15 protein-coding genes are annotated in these 16804 nt (G+C 71.2%); all 15 read left to right on the forward strand.

Features of this window, described 5'->3' with window-relative positions; translation table 11 throughout:
• Position 1 precedes the first annotated feature (1 nt).
• The 15 genes from mnhG (at position 2) to serA (ending at position 16802) form a co-directional block, all read left to right on the forward strand.
• Complete coding sequence (gene mnhG, locus J3P30_RS09090; protein ID WP_210480727.1) at positions 2–394, forward strand: monovalent cation/H(+) antiporter subunit G; 393 nt, start codon at positions 2–4, stop codon at positions 392–394.
• Positions 395–406: 12 nt separating this feature from the next.
• Positions 407–1906: a trehalose-6-phosphate synthase gene (locus tag J3P30_RS09095; RefSeq protein ID WP_246852745.1), complete on the forward strand. Its 1500-nt coding sequence runs from the start codon at positions 407–409 to the stop codon at positions 1904–1906.
• Between the two features lie 7 nt (positions 1907–1913).
• Positions 1914–2747: a trehalose-phosphatase gene (gene otsB, locus J3P30_RS09100; RefSeq protein WP_210480728.1), complete on the forward strand. Its 834-nt coding sequence runs from the start codon at positions 1914–1916 to the stop codon at positions 2745–2747.
• Between the two features lie 125 nt (positions 2748–2872).
• Positions 2873–3565: a DNA alkylation repair protein gene (locus J3P30_RS09105; protein WP_210480729.1), complete on the forward strand. Its 693-nt coding sequence runs from the start codon at positions 2873–2875 to the stop codon at positions 3563–3565.
• A 130-nt stretch (positions 3566–3695) separates the two neighbouring features.
• A complete protein-coding gene (locus J3P30_RS09110) occupies positions 3696–4637 on the forward strand; it encodes an endonuclease domain-containing protein (RefSeq protein WP_210480730.1) in 942 nt (313 codons plus the stop codon).
• Positions 4638–4721: 84 nt separating this feature from the next.
• Positions 4722–6431: a dihydroxy-acid dehydratase gene (ilvD, locus tag J3P30_RS09115; RefSeq protein ID WP_307807452.1), complete on the forward strand. Its 1710-nt coding sequence runs from the start codon at positions 4722–4724 to the stop codon at positions 6429–6431.
• 51 nt (positions 6432–6482) lie between these two features.
• Positions 6483–8342 carry an acetolactate synthase large subunit gene (locus J3P30_RS09120; protein WP_210480732.1) on the forward strand — a complete coding sequence of 620 codons (1860 nt, stop codon included), beginning with the start codon at positions 6483–6485 and terminating at the stop codon, positions 8340–8342.
• Positions 8339–8851: an acetolactate synthase small subunit gene (gene ilvN, locus J3P30_RS09125; protein WP_210480733.1), complete on the forward strand. Its 513-nt coding sequence runs from the start codon at positions 8339–8341 to the stop codon at positions 8849–8851. Before J3P30_RS09120 ends, ilvN begins: the two co-directional genes overlap by 4 nt.
• Before the next feature lie 99 nt (positions 8852–8950).
• Positions 8951–9976 (forward strand): ketol-acid reductoisomerase, encoded by a 1026-nt coding sequence (ilvC, locus tag J3P30_RS09130; protein WP_210480735.1) that lies wholly within the window; start codon positions 8951–8953, stop codon positions 9974–9976.
• Between the two features lie 161 nt (positions 9977–10137).
• Positions 10138–10446 carry a hypothetical protein gene (locus tag J3P30_RS09135; RefSeq protein WP_210480736.1) on the forward strand — a complete coding sequence of 103 codons (309 nt, stop codon included), beginning with the start codon at positions 10138–10140 and terminating at the stop codon, positions 10444–10446.
• On the forward strand, positions 10443–10790 hold the full coding sequence (locus tag J3P30_RS09140; protein WP_210480738.1) for a hypothetical protein: 348 nt from the start codon (positions 10443–10445) through the stop codon (positions 10788–10790). Before J3P30_RS09135 ends, J3P30_RS09140 begins: the two co-directional genes overlap by 4 nt.
• Before the next feature lie 106 nt (positions 10791–10896).
• Positions 10897–11439 (forward strand): OsmC family protein, encoded by a 543-nt coding sequence (locus J3P30_RS09145; RefSeq protein WP_210480739.1) that lies wholly within the window; start codon positions 10897–10899, stop codon positions 11437–11439.
• A gap of 142 nt (positions 11440–11581) precedes the next feature.
• The gene (pta, locus tag J3P30_RS09150; RefSeq protein WP_374058546.1) at positions 11582–13705 is read left to right on the forward strand and encodes a phosphate acetyltransferase; all 2124 of its coding nucleotides are present in this window, start codon (positions 11582–11584) and stop codon (positions 13703–13705) included.
• Complete coding sequence (locus tag J3P30_RS09155) at positions 13702–14892, forward strand: acetate/propionate family kinase (RefSeq protein ID WP_210480740.1); 1191 nt, start codon at positions 13702–13704, stop codon at positions 14890–14892. The genes pta and J3P30_RS09155 overlap by 4 nt, the downstream gene beginning before the upstream one ends.
• Before the next feature lie 314 nt (positions 14893–15206).
• On the forward strand, positions 15207–16802 hold the full coding sequence (serA, locus tag J3P30_RS09160) for a phosphoglycerate dehydrogenase (RefSeq protein ID WP_210480741.1): 1596 nt from the start codon (positions 15207–15209) through the stop codon (positions 16800–16802).
• The last annotated feature ends 2 nt before the right edge of the window (positions 16803–16804 follow it).

The following is a 16804-nucleotide window of genomic DNA, read 5'->3' on the forward strand; positions in this document are numbered from 1 at the left end:
CATGCCGGTGGACTGGAGCGAGCTCCTCGCCGCGATCCTCCTCCTGCTGGGGGCCGTGCTCGCGCTCTCGGCCGGCATCGGCGTCCTCCGCTTCCCCGATGCGCTGTCCCGGATGCACGCCGCCACGAAGCCGCAGAACCTCGGACTCATCGCGATGCTCGCGGCACTGGTCCTCGCGTCCAGCTCGTGGATCACGCTGCTCGCGGTGCTGCCCGTGATCGCCCTGCAGCTGATCACGACGCCCATGGCCGCGCACATGCTGGGCCGTGCCGGGTACCGCGTCGGCAGCGTCCGCCAGGATCTGCTCATCCGGGACGAGCTCGAGGACGACATCCGGCGCGCCCAGCGGACGGGGGAGTCGCCGGGCCGGAGAGCTTCCGGGCGCGATCGCTAGACTGGGCCGCCGTTGCACGAGGGATCGGACGACATCATCGACACGAAGAGCTCCGAGCGGTTCGCGTTCGTCGTCGTGTCCAATCGGCTCCCCGTCGACCGGGTCGAGCGCGGCGGGAAGGGCGAGTGGCAGCACTCCCCGGGCGGGCTCGTGACCGCGATCGAGCCGCTCATGCGCGCCAACGGAGGCGCGTGGATCGGCTGGCCGGGCATCGCGGACCGGGAGTTCGAGCCGTTCGAGAGCGAGGGCTCCTGGCTCGTGCCGGTCGCGCTCACCGAGCGCGAGGTCGAGGACTACTACGAGGGCTTCTCGAACGGCACGCTCTGGCCTCTCTACCACGACGTCATCGCCCCGCCCGCGTACCACCGCGAGTGGTGGGAGACCTACGTCGAGGTGAACCGGCGCTTCGCCGAGCAGGCGGCCGCGGTGGCCGAGGACGAGGGCACCGTCTGGGTGCAGGACTACCAGCTGCAGCTCGTGCCGGCGATGCTCCGGCAACTCCGGCCCGACCTCACCATCGGCTTCTTCAACCACATCCCGTTCCCGGCATACGGCATCTACTCCCAGCTGCCGTGGCGGCGCCAGATCGTCGAGGGCCTCCTCGGCGCCGACCTCATCGGGTTCCAGCGCAACGCGGACGCCGGCAACTTCGCGCGCGCCGTCCGCCGCCTCTTCGGCTACTCGGCGAAGGGGACGATCATCGAAGTCCCCGACGAGCGGGCCGGGGGCGGCAGCCGCACCGTCATCGCTCGGCACTTCCCCATCTCGATCGACGCGCAGGGCTACGAGGTGCTCGCCGAGGATCCGGACATCCGCCGGCGCGCGGTCGAGATCCGGCGGGAGCTCGGCGATCCGAAGGTCGTCATGCTCGGCGTCGACCGGCTCGACTACACCAAGGGCATCGGGCACCGCATGAAGGCGTTCGGCGAGCTCCTGGCCGAGGGCCGGCTCACCGTCGAGGAGGCCATCCTCGTCCAGGTCGCGAGTCCCAGCCGGGAGCGGGTGGAGACGTACAAGGCGCTGCGGGACGAGATCGAGCTGACGGTCGGCCGGATCAACGGCGACTACAGCACCATCGGCCACCAGGCGATCAGCTACCTGCACCACAGCTACCCGCGCAACGAGATGGTCGCGCTGTTCCTCGCCGCCGACGTCATGCTGGTCACGGCGCTGCGCGACGGCATGAACCTCGTCGCGAAGGAGTACGTCGCGAGCCGGGTGGACGAGGACGGCGTCCTGATCCTCAGCGAGTTCGCGGGTGCCGCGGACGAGCTCAAGAGCGCGCTGCTCGTCAATCCGCACGACATCGACGGGCTCAAGGACGCGATCATGACCGCCATCGCGATGCCGAAGCGCGAGCGCGCGATCCGCATGCGGGCTCTGCGCCGCCGCGTGCTCGAGCACGACGTGCAGCGGTGGTCGACCTCCTTCCTCCAGGTGCTCGAGCGGACGCGTCCGGCCGGCGCGCCGTCGCTCGTCGCGCCTGACGCGTCGGACGACTCCGCCGAATGAGCGGCCGATGAGCGCGACCGACTCGCGGGTCGGGTCCGCCTCGCCCGGCCTGCCGCGCGCCCTCCGCGACGCGCTCGCGGACCTCGCCGGCACCGAGCGCCTGCTCGTCGCCCTCGACTTCGACGGCACGCTCGCCCCCGTGGTGGACGACCCGGCGAAGGCGCGGGCGCTCCCGGAGAACCGGGCGGCCGTGTCCCGCCTGCAGCAGCTCCCCGCCACACGGGTCGCCCTCGTCTCGGGCCGCGCGATCGACAGCCTCGAGGAGGTCGCGGGCGTCGGCGACGAGGTCCTCCTCGTCGGCTCGCACGGCGTGGAGCTGCGGCTCGATTCGCCCGACGACGCGTTCACCCTCGACGAGGACGAGCAGGCGAGGCTCGGTCTCCTCGGCGAGGTCCTCGACCAGGTCGCCGACAACCTCGACGAGGTGTGGGTGGAGGCGAAGCCCGCCGGCTTCGCCCTGCACACGCGGATGGCCACAGAGCGCAACAGCCGGATCGCGCACCTCGTCGCCCTGTCCGAGGCGCGGGCGGAGATCAACGACCTCACGGTGCGGCGCGGCAAGGACGTCCTCGAGTTCTCCGTCCGGGCGACGACGAAGGGCGAGGCGGTGGAGCACCTCCGCCGCTACACCCGCTCGACGGCTGTGTTCTACGCGGGCGACGACGTCACGGACGAGGACGCGTTCGAGGCCCTGGGCCCGAATGACCTCGCCCTCAAGATCGGCCCCGGCACGACGGTCGCCGACTTCCGCGTGGACGGCCCGGACGAGGTCGCGAGCGTCCTCACGCTCCTCGCCGACCTCCGCGCCGCCTGGGCGGACCGGCACGCCCCGTCCAACTGACGGCGGCCCCCGGTTCTCCGGGTGCCCGTTCTCGGGTCCCCGTTTCCCGTCGAAATGCCACTTGGTGCTCCCAAAAGCGCACTATGGGAGCACCATGTGGCATTTCGATGCGCCATCATCGCCGCATGACGGATCTCACGGCGGAGGCCTACCTCGACGTGGTCCGGGAGCACCAGTCGGCCGCGAACCGGGAGAAGATCCGGCGCTACTACCGGGGCGACGCCGAACCCCTCGGCGTGCGGATGAAGACCGTCTTCGACACGGCGAAGGCGTTCGAGCGGATGCCGCTGGACGAGGTCGAGCGACTCCTGGACAGCGGGATCTACGAGGGCCGGGTCGGCGCGGTGAGCATCCTCGACTTCAAGGCCCGCCAGGGGAGGATCACCGACGACGAGCGCCGCGACCTCTACGAGCTGTATCTGCGGCGGCACGACCGCATCGACAGCTGGGACCTCGTCGACCGTGCCGCGCCGCGCGTCGTCGGCTGGTACCTGGCGGACAAGTCGCGCGCGCCGCTCTATGAGCTGGCCGCGTCGACCGATCCGTGGGAGCGACGGACCGCGATCACGGCCGCGTTCTGGTTCATCCGCGAGCGCGACCTCGACGACGCGCTCGCGCTCGCGGGCATCCTCCTTCACGATCCGGAGGAGCTCGTCAACAAGTCGGTCGGCACGGCCCTGCGGGACATCGGCAGGGTGGACCGGGACCGCCTCGTCGCGTTCCTCGAGGAGCACGCCGCGACGATGCCCCGGGTGACGCTCCGCTACGCGATCGAGCACCTCCCGCCCGAGCAGCGCGCCGCCCTCCTCGCCCGGTAGCCGCTCGAAGAGTCCGTCGAAGTGCCACTTGGTGCTGTCAAAGCGCCCGGATGAGCGCACCAGGTGGCATCTCGACGGAGGGTGTGGACGCGCTCGGCGAGCGGGACGCGGATGCGGCACCCTCCCGGCCATGTCGCGACCGAGCACACCCCTTCCTCGCTGGGCCGAGGAGCCGTTCCGGACGAGAGATGCCGCCGCCCGCGGCGTGACTAAGGGCCGCCTCCGCGGCCCGGACCTCGACGCTCCCTTCCGCGGAGTGCGGACGACGGGCGCCGTCGGTGGCTCCGTCCTCGACCGCTGCGCCGCCTACGCCGCCGTGATGGCTCCCGGCCAGTTCTTCAGCCACCGGACGGCGGCACGGATCCACGGCCTCCCCGTCCCGGGCGCGGACGAGGACGAGCCGCTGCACGTCTGCGTCTACCGTCCCGACCGCGCCCCGAGGATGGCGGGCGTCGTCGGACACCACACGACGGTCGAGAGGGTCGACACGGTGATCTGCAACGGCTGGTTCGTCACCTCGCCGGCGCACACCCTCCGGCAGCTCGCCTCGGAGCTCACGCTCGAGCAGCTCGTCATCGTCGGGGACGCTCTCGTCGGGGGTTCCGCGCCCCTGTGCACGCCCGACGAGCTCGCGGGGCTGCTTCCCCGCGCGGGCGGAGCTCGGGGTGTCGCGACGCTGCGCGAGGCGATCCGCCTCGTCCGTGTCGGGTCGGAGTCGCCCATGGAGACGCGCCTCCGCCTCCTGCTCGCCCAGGCGGGCCTGCCCGAGCCGGCGCTCAACGCCGACATCCACGACGCGCAGGGCCGCTTCGTCGCGCGCGGCGACCTCGTCTACGCCGAGGAGCGCGTCGTCGTCGAGTACGACGGCGACCAGCACCGCAGCGACCGCCGCCAGTACGAGCGGGACGTCGAGCGCCTCGAGGATCTCGCCCGCGAGGGCTGGCGCGTCATCCGGGTCCTCTCGCACCACCTGGCGCAGCCGCACGCCGTGGCCGCGCGCGTCCGCGCCGCCCTCTCCCGCCCGATGAGCTCCCTCGAGATGCCACCTGGTGCTCCCATCCGGCTCGGATGACAGCACCAAGTGGCACTTCGACCGGAATGCGGAACGGCGCGGCACCCGGGCCGGGGCCCGTCGGCGGGAGGGTACCCTCTTTACGTGTCCGAAACGAAGCAGGGCGAGCCCGACATCAAGCCGCGCAGCAGGGTTGTCACGGACGGCATCGAGGCCATGACCTCGCGCGGGATGCTCCGCGCGGTCGGCATGGGGGATGGCGACTGGGACAAGCCGCAGATCGGCATCGCGAGCTCGTGGAACGAGATCACCCCGTGCAACCTCTCGCTCGACCGCCTCGCGCAGGCGGCGAAGGAGGGCGTACACGCGGGCGGCGGCTTCCCGCTCCAGTTCGGCACGGTCAGCGTCTCCGACGGCATCTCCATGGGACACGAGGGGATGCACTTCTCGCTCGTCTCCCGTGAGGTCATCGCGGACAGCGTCGAGACCGTCATGCAGGCCGAGCGCCTCGACGGCGCCGTGCTGCTCGCCGGCTGCGACAAGAGCCTGCCCGGGATGCTGATGGCCGCGGCGCGCCTCGACCTCGCCGCCGTGTTCGTCTACGCCGGGTCCATCGCCCCCGGCTGGGTCCGGCTCTCGGACGGCACCGAGAAGAACATCACGATCATCGACTCCTTCGAGGCGGTCGGAGCCGTGAAGGCCGGCACAATGAGCGAGGCCGACGCCAAGCAGATCGAGTGCAACTTCGCGCCGGGCGAGGGTGCCTGCGGCGGCATGTACACCGCCAACACCATGGCCTCCGTCGCCGAGGCGCTCGGCATGAGCCTGCCCGGCTCCGCATCGCCGCCCTCGGCGAACCGGCGCCGCGACTACTTCGCCCACCGCAGCGGACAGGCGGTCGTCGGGATGCTTGAGGAGGGCATCACCGCGCGCGACATCCTCACCAAGGAGGCGTTCGAGAACGCCATCGCGGTCGGCATGGCGCTCGGCGGCTCGACCAACATCGTGCTGCACCTGCTCGCGATCGCGCACGAGGCCGAGGTCGAGCTCACGCTCGACGACTTCAACCGCATCGGCTCCCGCGTCCCGCACATCGGCGACCTCAAGCCCTTCGGCAAGTACGTCATGAACGACGTCGACCGCCTCGGCGGCCTGCCGGTCCTCATGAAGGCGCTGCTCGAGGCCGGGCTCATGCACGGCGACGTCCTCACCGTCACGGGCAAGACCCTCGCCGAGAACCTCGCCGAGATGGACATCGCCCCGCTCGACGGCGAGGTGCTCCGCCCGCTCGACAACCCGATCCACGCGACGGGCGGCCTCACGATCCTGTCCGGCTCCCTCGCCCCCGAGGGCGCCGTCGTCAAGACGGCCGGCTTCGACGCCGAGGTGTTCGAGGGCCCGGCGCGCGTCTTCGAGCGCGAGCGGGCCGCGATGGACGCCCTCACCGAGGGCGAGATCCGGGCCGGCGACGTGGTCGTGATCCGCTACGAGGGCCCCAAGGGCGGACCCGGGATGCGCGAGATGCTCGCCATCACGGCGGCCATCAAGGGCGCAGGACTCGGCCGCGATGTACTACTGTTGACAGACGGCAGATTCTCAGGCGGCACAACCGGCCTGTGCATCGGCCACATAGCACCCGAAGCGGTGGACGCTGGTCCCATCGCCTTCGTGCGCGATGGTGATCTGATACGGGTCGATATCGCGGCTCGCACGATCGACCTACTGGTCGACCCGGCAGAGCTCGAAGCCAGGGCCGAGAACTGGGCCCCGCTTCCCCCGCGCTACACCCGTGGCGTTCTCGCGAAGTACTCCAAGCTCGTCCAGTCGGCAGCGACGGGCGCGATCACGGGGTAGTTCGCGGCCTTCCCCGCACCGTTCTCACGTCCTTCGAGGATCGACATCCCCATGCCTGCCACTCCGGCGCCCGCAACGCCCAAGCACGCCACCGAAACCGATGCCCCCGAGATGCTGACCGGGGCCGAGGCCGTCGTCCGGACCCTCGAGCTCCTCGGCGTCACCGACGTCTTCGGCCTGCCCGGAGGCGCCATCCTGCCGGTCTACGACCCGCTCATGGACACCTCCAAGATCCGGCACATCCTGGTCCGGCACGAGCAGGGCGCCGGGCACGCCGCCGAGGGCTATGCGACGGCGGGCGCGAAGGTCGGTGTCGCGATCGCGACGTCCGGTCCGGGTGCGACGAACCTCGTCACGGCGATCGCGGACGCGCACATGGACTCGGTGCCGCTGCTCGCGATCACCGGTCAGGTGTTCTCGACCCTCATGGGCACGGACGCGTTCCAGGAGGCGGACATCGTCGGCATCACGATGCCGATCACGAAGCACAGCTTCCTCGTGAAGGACGCGGCGGAGATCCCCGCGACTCTCGCCGCCGCGTACCACATCGCCTCGACCGGACGCCCCGGCCCGGTCCTCGTCGACATCACGAAGGACGCGCAGCAGAACACCGCGCCCTTCGTGTGGCCGCCCAAGATCGACCTGCCCGGCTACCGTCCGGTCACCAAGGCGCACGGCAAGCAGATCGTCGCGGCCGCCCAGCTGATCGCCGAGGCGAAGAAGCCGGTCCTCTACGTCGGCGGCGGCATCATCCGCTCCCAGTCGTCGCGGGAGCTCGTCGCCCTGGCCGAGGCCACGGGTGCGCCCGTCGTCACGACCCTGATGGCGCGCGGGGCGTTCCCCGACTCGCACCCGCAGCACCTCGGCATGCCGGGCATGCACGGGACCGTGCCCGCGGTGCTCGCGCTGCAGGAGGCGGACCTCCTCGTCTCGCTCGGCGCCCGGTTCGACGACCGCGTGACCGGCAAGGCCGCGATGTTCGCGCCGCGCGCGAAGGTGGTGCACGTCGACATCGACCCCGCCGAGATCTCGAAGATCCGCACCGCGGACGTGCCGATCGTGGGCGACCTCAAGGACGTCCTCGTCGACCTCCTCGCCGCGTTCCAGGACGCCAAGGGCACCACGCCGCCCGACTACAGCGCCTGGTGGAGCTACCTGGAGGGCCTGCGCAGCGAGTTCCCGCTCGGCTACACGAGGACGAGCGACGGTCTCCTCTCGCCGCAGCACGTCATCCAGCGCATCGGCGAGCTGTCCGGGCCGGAGTCCGTGTACGCGGCCGGTGTCGGCCAGCACCAGATGTGGGCGGCGCAGTTCATCAAGTACGAGCGCCCGAACTCGTGGCTCAACTCCGGCGGCGCCGGCACCATGGGCTACGCGGTGCCCGCCGCGATGGGCGCGAAGGTCGCCGAGCCACAGCGCACCGTGTGGGCGATCGACGGGGACGGCTGCTTCCAGATGACGAACCAGGAGCTCGCAACCTGCGTCATCAACAACATCCCGATCAAGGTCGCGATCATCAACAACAGCTCGCTGGGCATGGTGCGGCAGTGGCAGACGCTGTTCTACAACGGCCGCTACTCCAACACCGACCTCAACACGGGCCACCAGACGATGCGCGTGCCCGACTTCGTGAAGCTCGCGGAGGCGTACGGCTGCCTCGGCATCCGGGTCGAGCGCGAGGACCAGGTGGATGCCGCGATCGAGCTCGCGCTGGAGACGAACGACCGCCCGGTCGTCATCGACTTCGTCGTGAGCGCCGACGCGATGGTGTGGCCGATGGTGCCTCAGGGCGTGTCGAACAGCTACATCCAGTACGCGCGCGACCACTCGCCGAGCTGGGACGACGACCTGTCGGAGACCGGCCGCGACGACGAGTCGCCGCTGCCGACCGTGACCGGAGGCAACGAATGAGCCACGTGCTCTCCCTGCTCGTCGAGGACAAGCCGGGTCTGCTCACGCGCGTCGCCGGCCTGTTCGCCCGCCGCGGCTTCAACATCGAGTCCCTCGCGGTGGGCCCGACCGAGATCTCGGGGCTGTCCCGGATCACGGTCGTCGTCGACGTCGAGGACCTGCCGCTCGAGCAGGTGACGAAGCAGCTCAACAAGCTGATCAACGTCATCAAGATCGTCGAGCTCGACCCGGGCCAGTCCGTGCAGCGCGAGCACATGCTCATCAAGGTGCGCGCTGACAACACGACCCGGTCGCAGATCCTCGAGGCGGTCAACCTGTTCCGCGCGAAGGTCGTCGACGTGACCTCGGACGCACTGGTGATCGAGGTGACCGGCGACACCGCCAAGACGCAGGCGCTGCTCCGCGTGCTCGAGCCGTACGGGATCCGCGAGCTCGCGCAGTCCGGGCTCCTCGCCATGGGCCGGGGCGCGAAGAGCATCACGGAGCGCGTCCCCGTCGCCAAGAGCTGACCTCCGACTTGCCGGAGAATCGCGGTTCCGGTCCCGCGGAACCCGACTTTCCGGCAAGTCGTCCATGACCTACGCACAGAGAAGGAAGACACGGAAACGATGACCGACATCTACTACGACAAGGACGCCGATCTCGCCCTCATCCAGGGCAAGAAGGTCGCCGTCATCGGCTACGGCTCGCAGGGACACGCCCACGCGCTCAACCTCCGCGACTCCGGGGTCGAGGTCGTCATCGGCCTCAAGGAGGACTCGAAGAGCCGCGGCAAGGCCGAGGACCAGGGCTTCCGCGTCGAGACGCCCGCCGAGGCCGCCAAGTGGGCCGACGTCATCGTCATCCTCGCGCCGGACCAGGTCCAGCGTCACCTCTACCGCGACGACATCGAGCCGAACCTCGCCGAGGGCAAGGCGCTCGTGTTCGGTCACGGCTTCAACATCCGCTTCGGCTACATCAAGGCGCCGGAGAGCGTCGACGTGCTGATGGTCGCCCCCAAGGGCCCCGGCCACACCGTCCGCCGCGAGTACGAGGCGGGCCGCGGCGTTCCCGTGATCGTCGCCGTCGAGAACGACGCCACCAGCCAGGCCTGGGACCTCGCCCTCTCCTACGCGAAGGGCATCGGCGGCCTCCGCGCCGGCGGCATCAAGACGACCTTCACCGAGGAGACCGAGACGGACCTCTTCGGCGAGCAGGCCGTACTCTGTGGCGGTCTCTCGCAGATGGTCCAGTACGGCTTCGAGACGCTGACCGAGGCCGGCTACCAGCCGCAGGTCGCCTACTTCGAGGTTCTGCACGAGCTGAAGCTCATCATCGACCTCATGTGGGAGGGCGGCATCGCCAAGATGCGCTGGAGCATCTCCGACACCGCCGAGTACGGCGACTACGTCTCCGGCCCGCGCGTCATCGACCCGCGCGTCAAGGAGAACATGCAGGCGGTCCTCGCGGACATCCAGAGCGGCGCGTTCGCGGAGCGGTTCATCAAGGACCAGGACGCGGGCGGCCCGGAGTTCCTCGAGCTGCGCAAGAAGGGCGAGCAGCACCCCATCGAGGCCACCGGCCGCGAGCTGCGCGCGCTCTTCGCGTGGAAGCAGTCGGACGCCGACTACACCGAGGGCAGCGTCGCGCGCTGACCTCGGTCCCTCGCTGACGGCAACGGCAGCGACGAACGGCAACCGCGCACGGCTGCCCTTCGTCGCCCAGGTTGCCGCTCCTCGCGCACGAAGCGGCGTCACCCCTCCCCGGGGTGGCGCCGCTTCTGCGTTTCCCCGGGTGGGTCGAGGATCATGGGGGCGTGGGGGAGAGGGATGCCGCGCCGCCGCGGTCCCGGCTGGTGCGACTCGCGGCCGTCGCGGCGAGTGCCGTCGCGTACCTCGCGTATGCCGTCGGCTGGGCGGTCGCCGCCCTCCGCACCTCGCACACCCCCGAGGGTGCGCTGCCCGCCGCCCTGTACGCCGCCGGCGAGCTGCTCGCCGTGGCCTCGGCCCCCGCCTGGTTCGCCGCCTGCCTCCTGCTCCCGCGGACCGCGCGGCAGCGCGCCTCCTGGCTCGCGGTGGGGCTCGTGGTGCTCGCCCCGCTCCCGCTCCTCGTGGGGGCGACGTGACGGGCCGCTCCGACGCGCTCCGGAGGCCCCGTGCCCGCCGCCGCCCCAGCGTTCCCACGGTCGCCGTCGCCCTGGCCTTCGCGGTCCTCTACGCGTGGGACCTCGTCGAGGCGGTCGCCGCACTCGCGGCTCTCCTCGACTTCGCCGCGGCCGCCGGCCATCCGCTCAACTCCTACGCGTGGCTCGTGCTCGGCGCCGGCATCGCGGTGCCGCCGATCGCCTACGCGACCGCGCTCCTCGTCGGACGCGGGCGCGGACCCCTGCTGCTCGCCGCGGTGCTCGCCGTCGGTCTCGCGGCCTCCGCGGCGGTCGGCCTGACCATCGAGGCACTGCTGCGCGCCTGACGAGGCCACGCCGCGATCACCGGGACGTTGCCTCCCGTGACGTCCCGCGACGATCGATGACGGCCCCGCTTCCGGCCCCGTACGCCCCCTCGTTAGCGTCCCGGGCATGACACTCCTCGACGCCACTTCCTCCACCGATCTCGCCACCGAGCGCGCGGAGCGCCTGACCACTGCAGGGCAGGCCTGGTCCGAGCGCATCGCCGCCGACGCCGCCAACGCGCTGCTCACCTACCGCGTCCGCGGCACCGGCGAGGGCTCGGTCGCCACGCGCATCACCGCCGGCAAGCACGAGTGGGTCGTCGACGAGCCGGCCGCGCTCGCCGGCGACGACGCCGCGCCGAGCCCCGTCGAGTACGCCCTAGGCGCCCTGAGCTCCTGCCAGGTCGTCGTCTACCGCCTCTACGCGCAGGCCCTCGGCATCCGCCTCGACGAGGTGAAGGTGGACGTCGAGGGGGACCTGGATGCGCGGGGCCTGTTCGGCATCGACGCGTCGGTGCGCCCCGGCTTCCGCGACATCCGCATCACCATCACCCTGGAGGGCCCGGAGCCGCGCGAGCGCTACGAGGAGCTCCGCGCCGCGGTCGACGCGGCGTGCCCCGTCCTCGACCTGTTCGCGAACGCGACGCCGGTGTCCGCCCGCATCGCCTGATCCTCATCCCGACCGGCGCCGCCGGCGGCGACGGCGGCCCCCACGGTCGCCGGACGCCGCCGGCGTCGCCGTTCCCGAGTCGCCGTCGAGCGGTCGGCGCAACCCCGAGGCTCCGTCGGACGGGGTCCATAGAATCAGGCGCGTGCCTCTGGAGACGAAGAGCGTCTATGTCGCGTCCGCGGAGGGTGACACCGGGAAGTCGACGGTGGCACTCGGCCTCCTGGACACCCTCCTCCGAGAGGTCGACCGGGTGGGGGTGTTCCGGCCCGTCGCCCGCTCGGTGAGCGAGCGCGACTACGTGCTCGAGATGCTCCTCGAGCACGACGGCGTCGACCTCGACTACGACGAGTGCATCGGCGTCAGCTACGACGACGTGCACGCGGATCCGGAGGCCGCGCTCGCCCGCATCCTCGAGCGCTACAAGGCGGTCGAGCAGCAGTGCTCCGCCGTCGTCATCCTCGGCTCCGACTACACGGACGTCGGCACCCCGACCGAGCTCGCCTTCAACGCCCGGGTCGCCGCGAACCTCGGCGCCCCGGTCGTGCTCGTCATCGGCGGCCGCAGCGCCCGCGACGGGAACCGCTTCGGGGGCGGTCCGGCCCGCACCGCGGACGAGATCGCGCAGGTCGCGGAGCTCGCGGTCGGGGAGCTGAAGAGCGAGCACGCGACCCTCCTCGCCGTCGTCGCCAACCGGGTCGACCCGGCCATCCTGTCCGCCGTGCGGTTCACGGTCGGACTGACGCTGCACGACGAGTCGGTGCCCGTATGGGCGATCCCCGAGGACCGCCTGCTCGTCGCCCCCACGATGCAGAACCTCGTGGCCGCGACCAGCGCGACCCTCGTGAAGGGCGACCCGCAGATGCTGCAGCGCCCGGTCTTCGGGGTCGTCGTCGCCGGCATGTCGATGGTGAACGTGCTGCCCCGCCTCACCGAGGGCGCCGTCGTCATCGTGCCCGGCGACCGCACCGAGGTGCTCGTGGCGGCGCTGATGGCGCAGGCGTCCGGCACCTTCCCGACCCTCGCGGGCATCATCCTCAACGGCGGCTTCGAGCTGCCCGACTCGATCGAGCGCCTCATCGAGGGCGTCGATCTGACCCTGCCCATCGTGGCGACCCACCTCGACACGTTCCAGACGACCGTGCGCGTGACCGCGAGCCGGGGACGGCTCGCGGCGGAGTCGCGCGTCAAATACGACCAGGCGCTCGCGCTGTTCGAGCAGTCGGTCGACCGGGCGGCGCTCCTCGAGCTCCTCGCCGTCCCGCACACCGGCGTCGTGACGCCCCTGATGTTCGGGCACCAGCTGCTCGAGCAGGCCCGCGCCGCCGACGCCCACATCGTTCTGCCCGAGGGCGAGGAGGACCGCATCCTGCTCGCCGCGGACCGGCTGCTGCGCCGCAACGTCGCCCGGCTCACGCTGCTCGGGGACGAGACGGCCATCCGCAGCCGGGCGGCCGCGCTCGGGGCGGACATCGCGGAGGCCCGGATCATCGATCCACTGGGCCCCGAGCTGCGGGACCGCTTCGCGGCCGAGTACGCCCGCATCCGCGCGCACAAGGGCGTCACCCTCGACCAGGCGCGGGACGTCGTGGTCGACGTCTCCTACTTCGGCACGATGATGGTCCACCTGGGTCTCGCCGACGGGATGGTGTCGGGCGCCGTGCACACGACGGCGCACACGATCCGGCCCTCGTTCGAGATCATCAAGACCAAGCCGGGCGTCTCGGTCGTCTCCAGCGTCTTCCTCATGGCGCTCGCCGATCGAGTGCTGGTCTACGGCGACTGCGCGGTGATCCCCGACCCGACGAGCGAGCAGCTCGCCGACATCGCGCTGTCCTCGTCCGAGACCGCGGCGCAGTTCGGCATCCAGCCCCGCGTCGCGATGCTGTCCTACTCGACGGGCGAGTCGGGGGCCGGCGAGGACGTGGAGAAGGTGCGGAAGGCGACCGAGCTCGTGCGCTCCCGGCGACCCGACCTGCCCGTCGAGGGCCCCATCCAGTACGACGCCGCCGCGGACGTCGCCGTGGCCCGCACGAAGCTGCCCGGGTCCTCCGTCGCCGGCTACGCGACGGTGTTCATCTTCCCGGACCTCAACACCGGCAACAACACGTACAAGGCGGTGCAGAGGAGCGCCGGAGCGGTCGCGATCGGGCCGGTCCTGCAGGGCCTCAACAAGCCGGTGAACGACCTGTCCCGGGGAGCGCTCGTGCAGGACATCGTCAACACCGTCGCCATCACCGCGATCCAGGCCGGACGGGGCCGCGCGTGACCGCGATCCTCGTCGTCAACAGCGGCTCCTCCTCGCTCAAGTACCAGCTCATCGAGACCGAGAGCGAGCGGATGCTCGCGAAGGGCCTCATCGAGCGGATCGGGCAGGAGCGCGGCGTCAGCACCCACGCCACCCCGGAGGGGGAGTGGTCGGCCGAGCCCAGCACACCGGACCACGAGGCCGCCTTCCGGGCGATGATCGACGCGTTCGAGGAGCACGGGCCGTCCGGCATCGGCGGTCTCGTGAGCGCGGTCGGCCACCGGGTCGTGCACGGCGGCGCGCGGTTCTTCGAGCCCACGGTCGTCACCCCGCAGGTCGAGAAGGACATCGACGAGCTCGCCGAGTACGCCCCGCTCCACAACCCCGCGAACCTGGCCGGCATCCGCGCCGCCCAGGCCGCGTTCCCGGACGTTCCCCATGTCGCGATCTTCGACACCGCGTTCCACCAGACGATGCCGCCCGCGGCGTACACGTACGCGATCGACGCGGACGTCGCCGAGCAGTACCGCATCCGCCGGTACGGGTTTCACGGCACATCCCACAAGTACGTGTCGGAGAAGGCCGCAGCGTTCCTCGGGGTGCCGCTCGAGGAGTCCCGGCTCATCGTGCTCCACCTCGGCAACGGGGCGTCGGCGTGCGCGGTCGACGGCGGGCGCTCCGTCGAGACCTCGATGGGGTTCACACCCCTGCAGGGGCTCGTCATGGGCACGCGGTCCGGTGACCTGGACCCCGCCGTCGTCTTCCAGCTCGCGCGGTTCGGCGGGCTCTCCCTCGACGAGCTCGACAACCTGCTCAACAAGCGCAGCGGGATGCTCGGCCTCGCCGGGTCCTCCGACCTGCGGGACGTCGGCCGCAAGGCCGACGAGGGGGATGAGAGGGCCCGGGTCGCGCTCGACGTGTACTGCCACCGGATCAAGCACTACGTCGGCGCCTACCTGGCCGTCCTCGGCGGCGCGGATGCCGTGGTGTTCACGGCCGGCGTCGGCGAGAACGCTCCCGGCATCCGCGCGCAGTCCCTCTCCGGTCTCGAGGGACTCGGCATCGCGGTCGACGCCGCGCGGAACCGGTCGGGCGAGCGGGGCGAGCGCCGCATCTCGCCCGACGGGTCCCCGGTCGCGGTCCTCGTGATCCCGACCAACGAGGAGGTCGAGATCGCGCGGCAGACCGCCGCTGTCGTGTCCGCCTGACGCGCCCTTCCTCAGCGGGACTCGCGCCGGAGCCGCGACGCTGTCAGTGCTCCGCCCGGTCCGCCGGCTCCGGCAGCGCCTCCGTGTCCGCCGAGCGCGAGTCAAGGTCTCCTTCGCCCGAAGGCCGGCGAGCCGGGACGACCGTCCGTAGTGGCGACCCGCCGAAGAGAAGTACTCCCCTTGGTGTCATCGAGCGTAACCGTCGAGCGCCTGAGGCTGCGCTCCGACGGTGCTGGGGGAAGGCTGTGACGACCCCCTCGATGCCGCCTCGCTAGGATCGTCCTGTTTGTGCCCAGCGCCTGGAGGGTGTCCCTGTGACCAAGCCGATCGTCCTGATCGCCGAAGAGCTCTCGCCCGCCACCGTCGACGCCCTCGGGCCGGACTTCGACATCCGGAACGTGGACGGCACCGACCGGCCGGCTCTGCTCGCGGCCCTCGCCGACGCCAGCGCGGTCCTCGTCCGCTCGGCGACGAGGATCGACCAGGAGGCGATCGCCGCCGCGCCCAGCCTCAAGGTCGTCGCGCGCGCCGGTGTGGGCCTCGACAACGTCGACATCCCCGCCGCAACCGCCGCGGGCGTCATGGTGGTCAACGCGCCGACCTCGAACGTCGTCTCGGCCGCCGAGCTCGCGATCGGGCACCTCCTCGCCGTCGCCCGCCACATCCCGGACGCCAACGCGTCCCTCAAGGCGGGGGAGTGGAAGCGCAGCCGCTACACGGGCGTCGAGCTCTACGAGAAGACCATCGGGATCGTGGGCCTCGGCCGCATCGGCACGCTCGTCGCCCAGCGACTCGCGGGCTTCGGCGCGACGCTCGTGGCGTACGACCCGTACGTGACGCCCACGCGCGCGCAGCAGCTCGGCGTCCAGATGCTCCCGCTCGACGAGCTCGTCGCTACGAGCGACTTCATCACGATCCACATCCCGAAGACCCCCGAGACCACCGGCCTCATCGACGCCGAGATGTTCGCGAAGGCGAAGCCCGAGCTGCGGATCGTCAACGCGAGCCGCGGCGGCATCATCGACGAGGACGCGCTCTACGAGGCGCTCGCGGCCAAGCGGATCGCCGGCGCCGGCATCGACGTGTTCGTGAAGGAGCCGCCGACCGGGTCGCCGCTGCTCGGGCTCGACAACATCGTCGTCACGCCGCATCTCGGCGCGTCGACGGACGAGGCCCAGGAGAAGGCGGGCATCTCCGTCGCGAAGTCGGTCCGCCTCGCCCTCTCCGGCGAGCTGGTGCCGGACGCCGTCAACGTCGCGGGCGGCGTCATCGACCCGTACGTCCGCCCCGGCATCCCGCTGATCGAGAAGCTCGGCCAGATCTTCTCGGGTCTCGCGGACGGTGCACTCACGAGCGTGGACATCGAGGTGCGCGGTGAGCTCGTCAACTACGACGTGAGCGTCCTCAAGCTGGCCGCCCTCAAGGGGATCTTCGCGGGCGTCGTGAGCGAGAACGTCTCCTACGTCAACGCCCCGCTTCTCGCCGAGCAGCGCGGGGTCCAGGTCCGTCTGCTCACCGACTCCGTCTCGGAGGAGTACCGGAACGTGCTGACCATCCGCGGCTCGATCGCCGACGGGACGCAGGTCTCGGTGTCCGGGACCCTCACCGGGACGAAGCAGATCGAGAAGATCGTCGAGATCAACGGGTACGACGTCGAGGTGCCCATCGCGGACCACCACGTCGTCTTCACCTACGACGACCGCCCCGGCATCGTCGCCGTCTACGGGCAGAAGTTCGGCGAGGCCGGCATCAACATCGCCGGGATGCAGATCGCGCGCCGGGGCCGCGGCGGGAAGGCGCTGAGCGTCCTCACCATCGACGGCTCCGCTCCCGACGACCTCCTGGAGGAGATCCGCTCGGCGATCGACGCGGACCTGCTCCGCGAGATCGACGTCGTCGAGCTCGCCTGACG

It is taken from the genome of Naasia sp. SYSU D00948, from assembly GCF_017916515.1.
Taxonomy (GTDB): domain Bacteria; phylum Actinomycetota; class Actinomycetes; order Actinomycetales; family Microbacteriaceae; genus Naasia.

Excerpts from the sequence above, each read along its gene's own strand:
- J3P30_RS09145 (WP_210480739.1), top strand. The coding sequence starts at position 10,897 with ATGACACTCCTCGACGCCACTTCCTCCACCGATCTCGCCACCGAGCGC.
- J3P30_RS09110 (WP_210480730.1), top strand. The coding sequence starts at position 3,696 with ATGTCGCGACCGAGCACACCCCTTCCTCGCTGGGCCGAGGAGCCGTTC.
- mnhG (WP_210480727.1), top strand. The coding sequence starts at position 2 with ATGCCGGTGGACTGGAGCGAGCTCCTCGCCGCGATCCTCCTCCTGCTG.
- ilvC (WP_210480735.1), top strand. The coding sequence starts at position 8,951 with ATGACCGACATCTACTACGACAAGGACGCCGATCTCGCCCTCATCCAG.
- ilvN (WP_210480733.1), top strand. The coding sequence starts at position 8,339 with ATGAGCCACGTGCTCTCCCTGCTCGTCGAGGACAAGCCGGGTCTGCTC.
- J3P30_RS09120 (WP_210480732.1), top strand. The coding sequence starts at position 6,483 with ATGCCTGCCACTCCGGCGCCCGCAACGCCCAAGCACGCCACCGAAACC.
- otsB (WP_210480728.1), top strand. The coding sequence starts at position 1,914 with ATGAGCGCGACCGACTCGCGGGTCGGGTCCGCCTCGCCCGGCCTGCCG.
- J3P30_RS09105 (WP_210480729.1), top strand. The coding sequence starts at position 2,873 with ATGACGGATCTCACGGCGGAGGCCTACCTCGACGTGGTCCGGGAGCAC.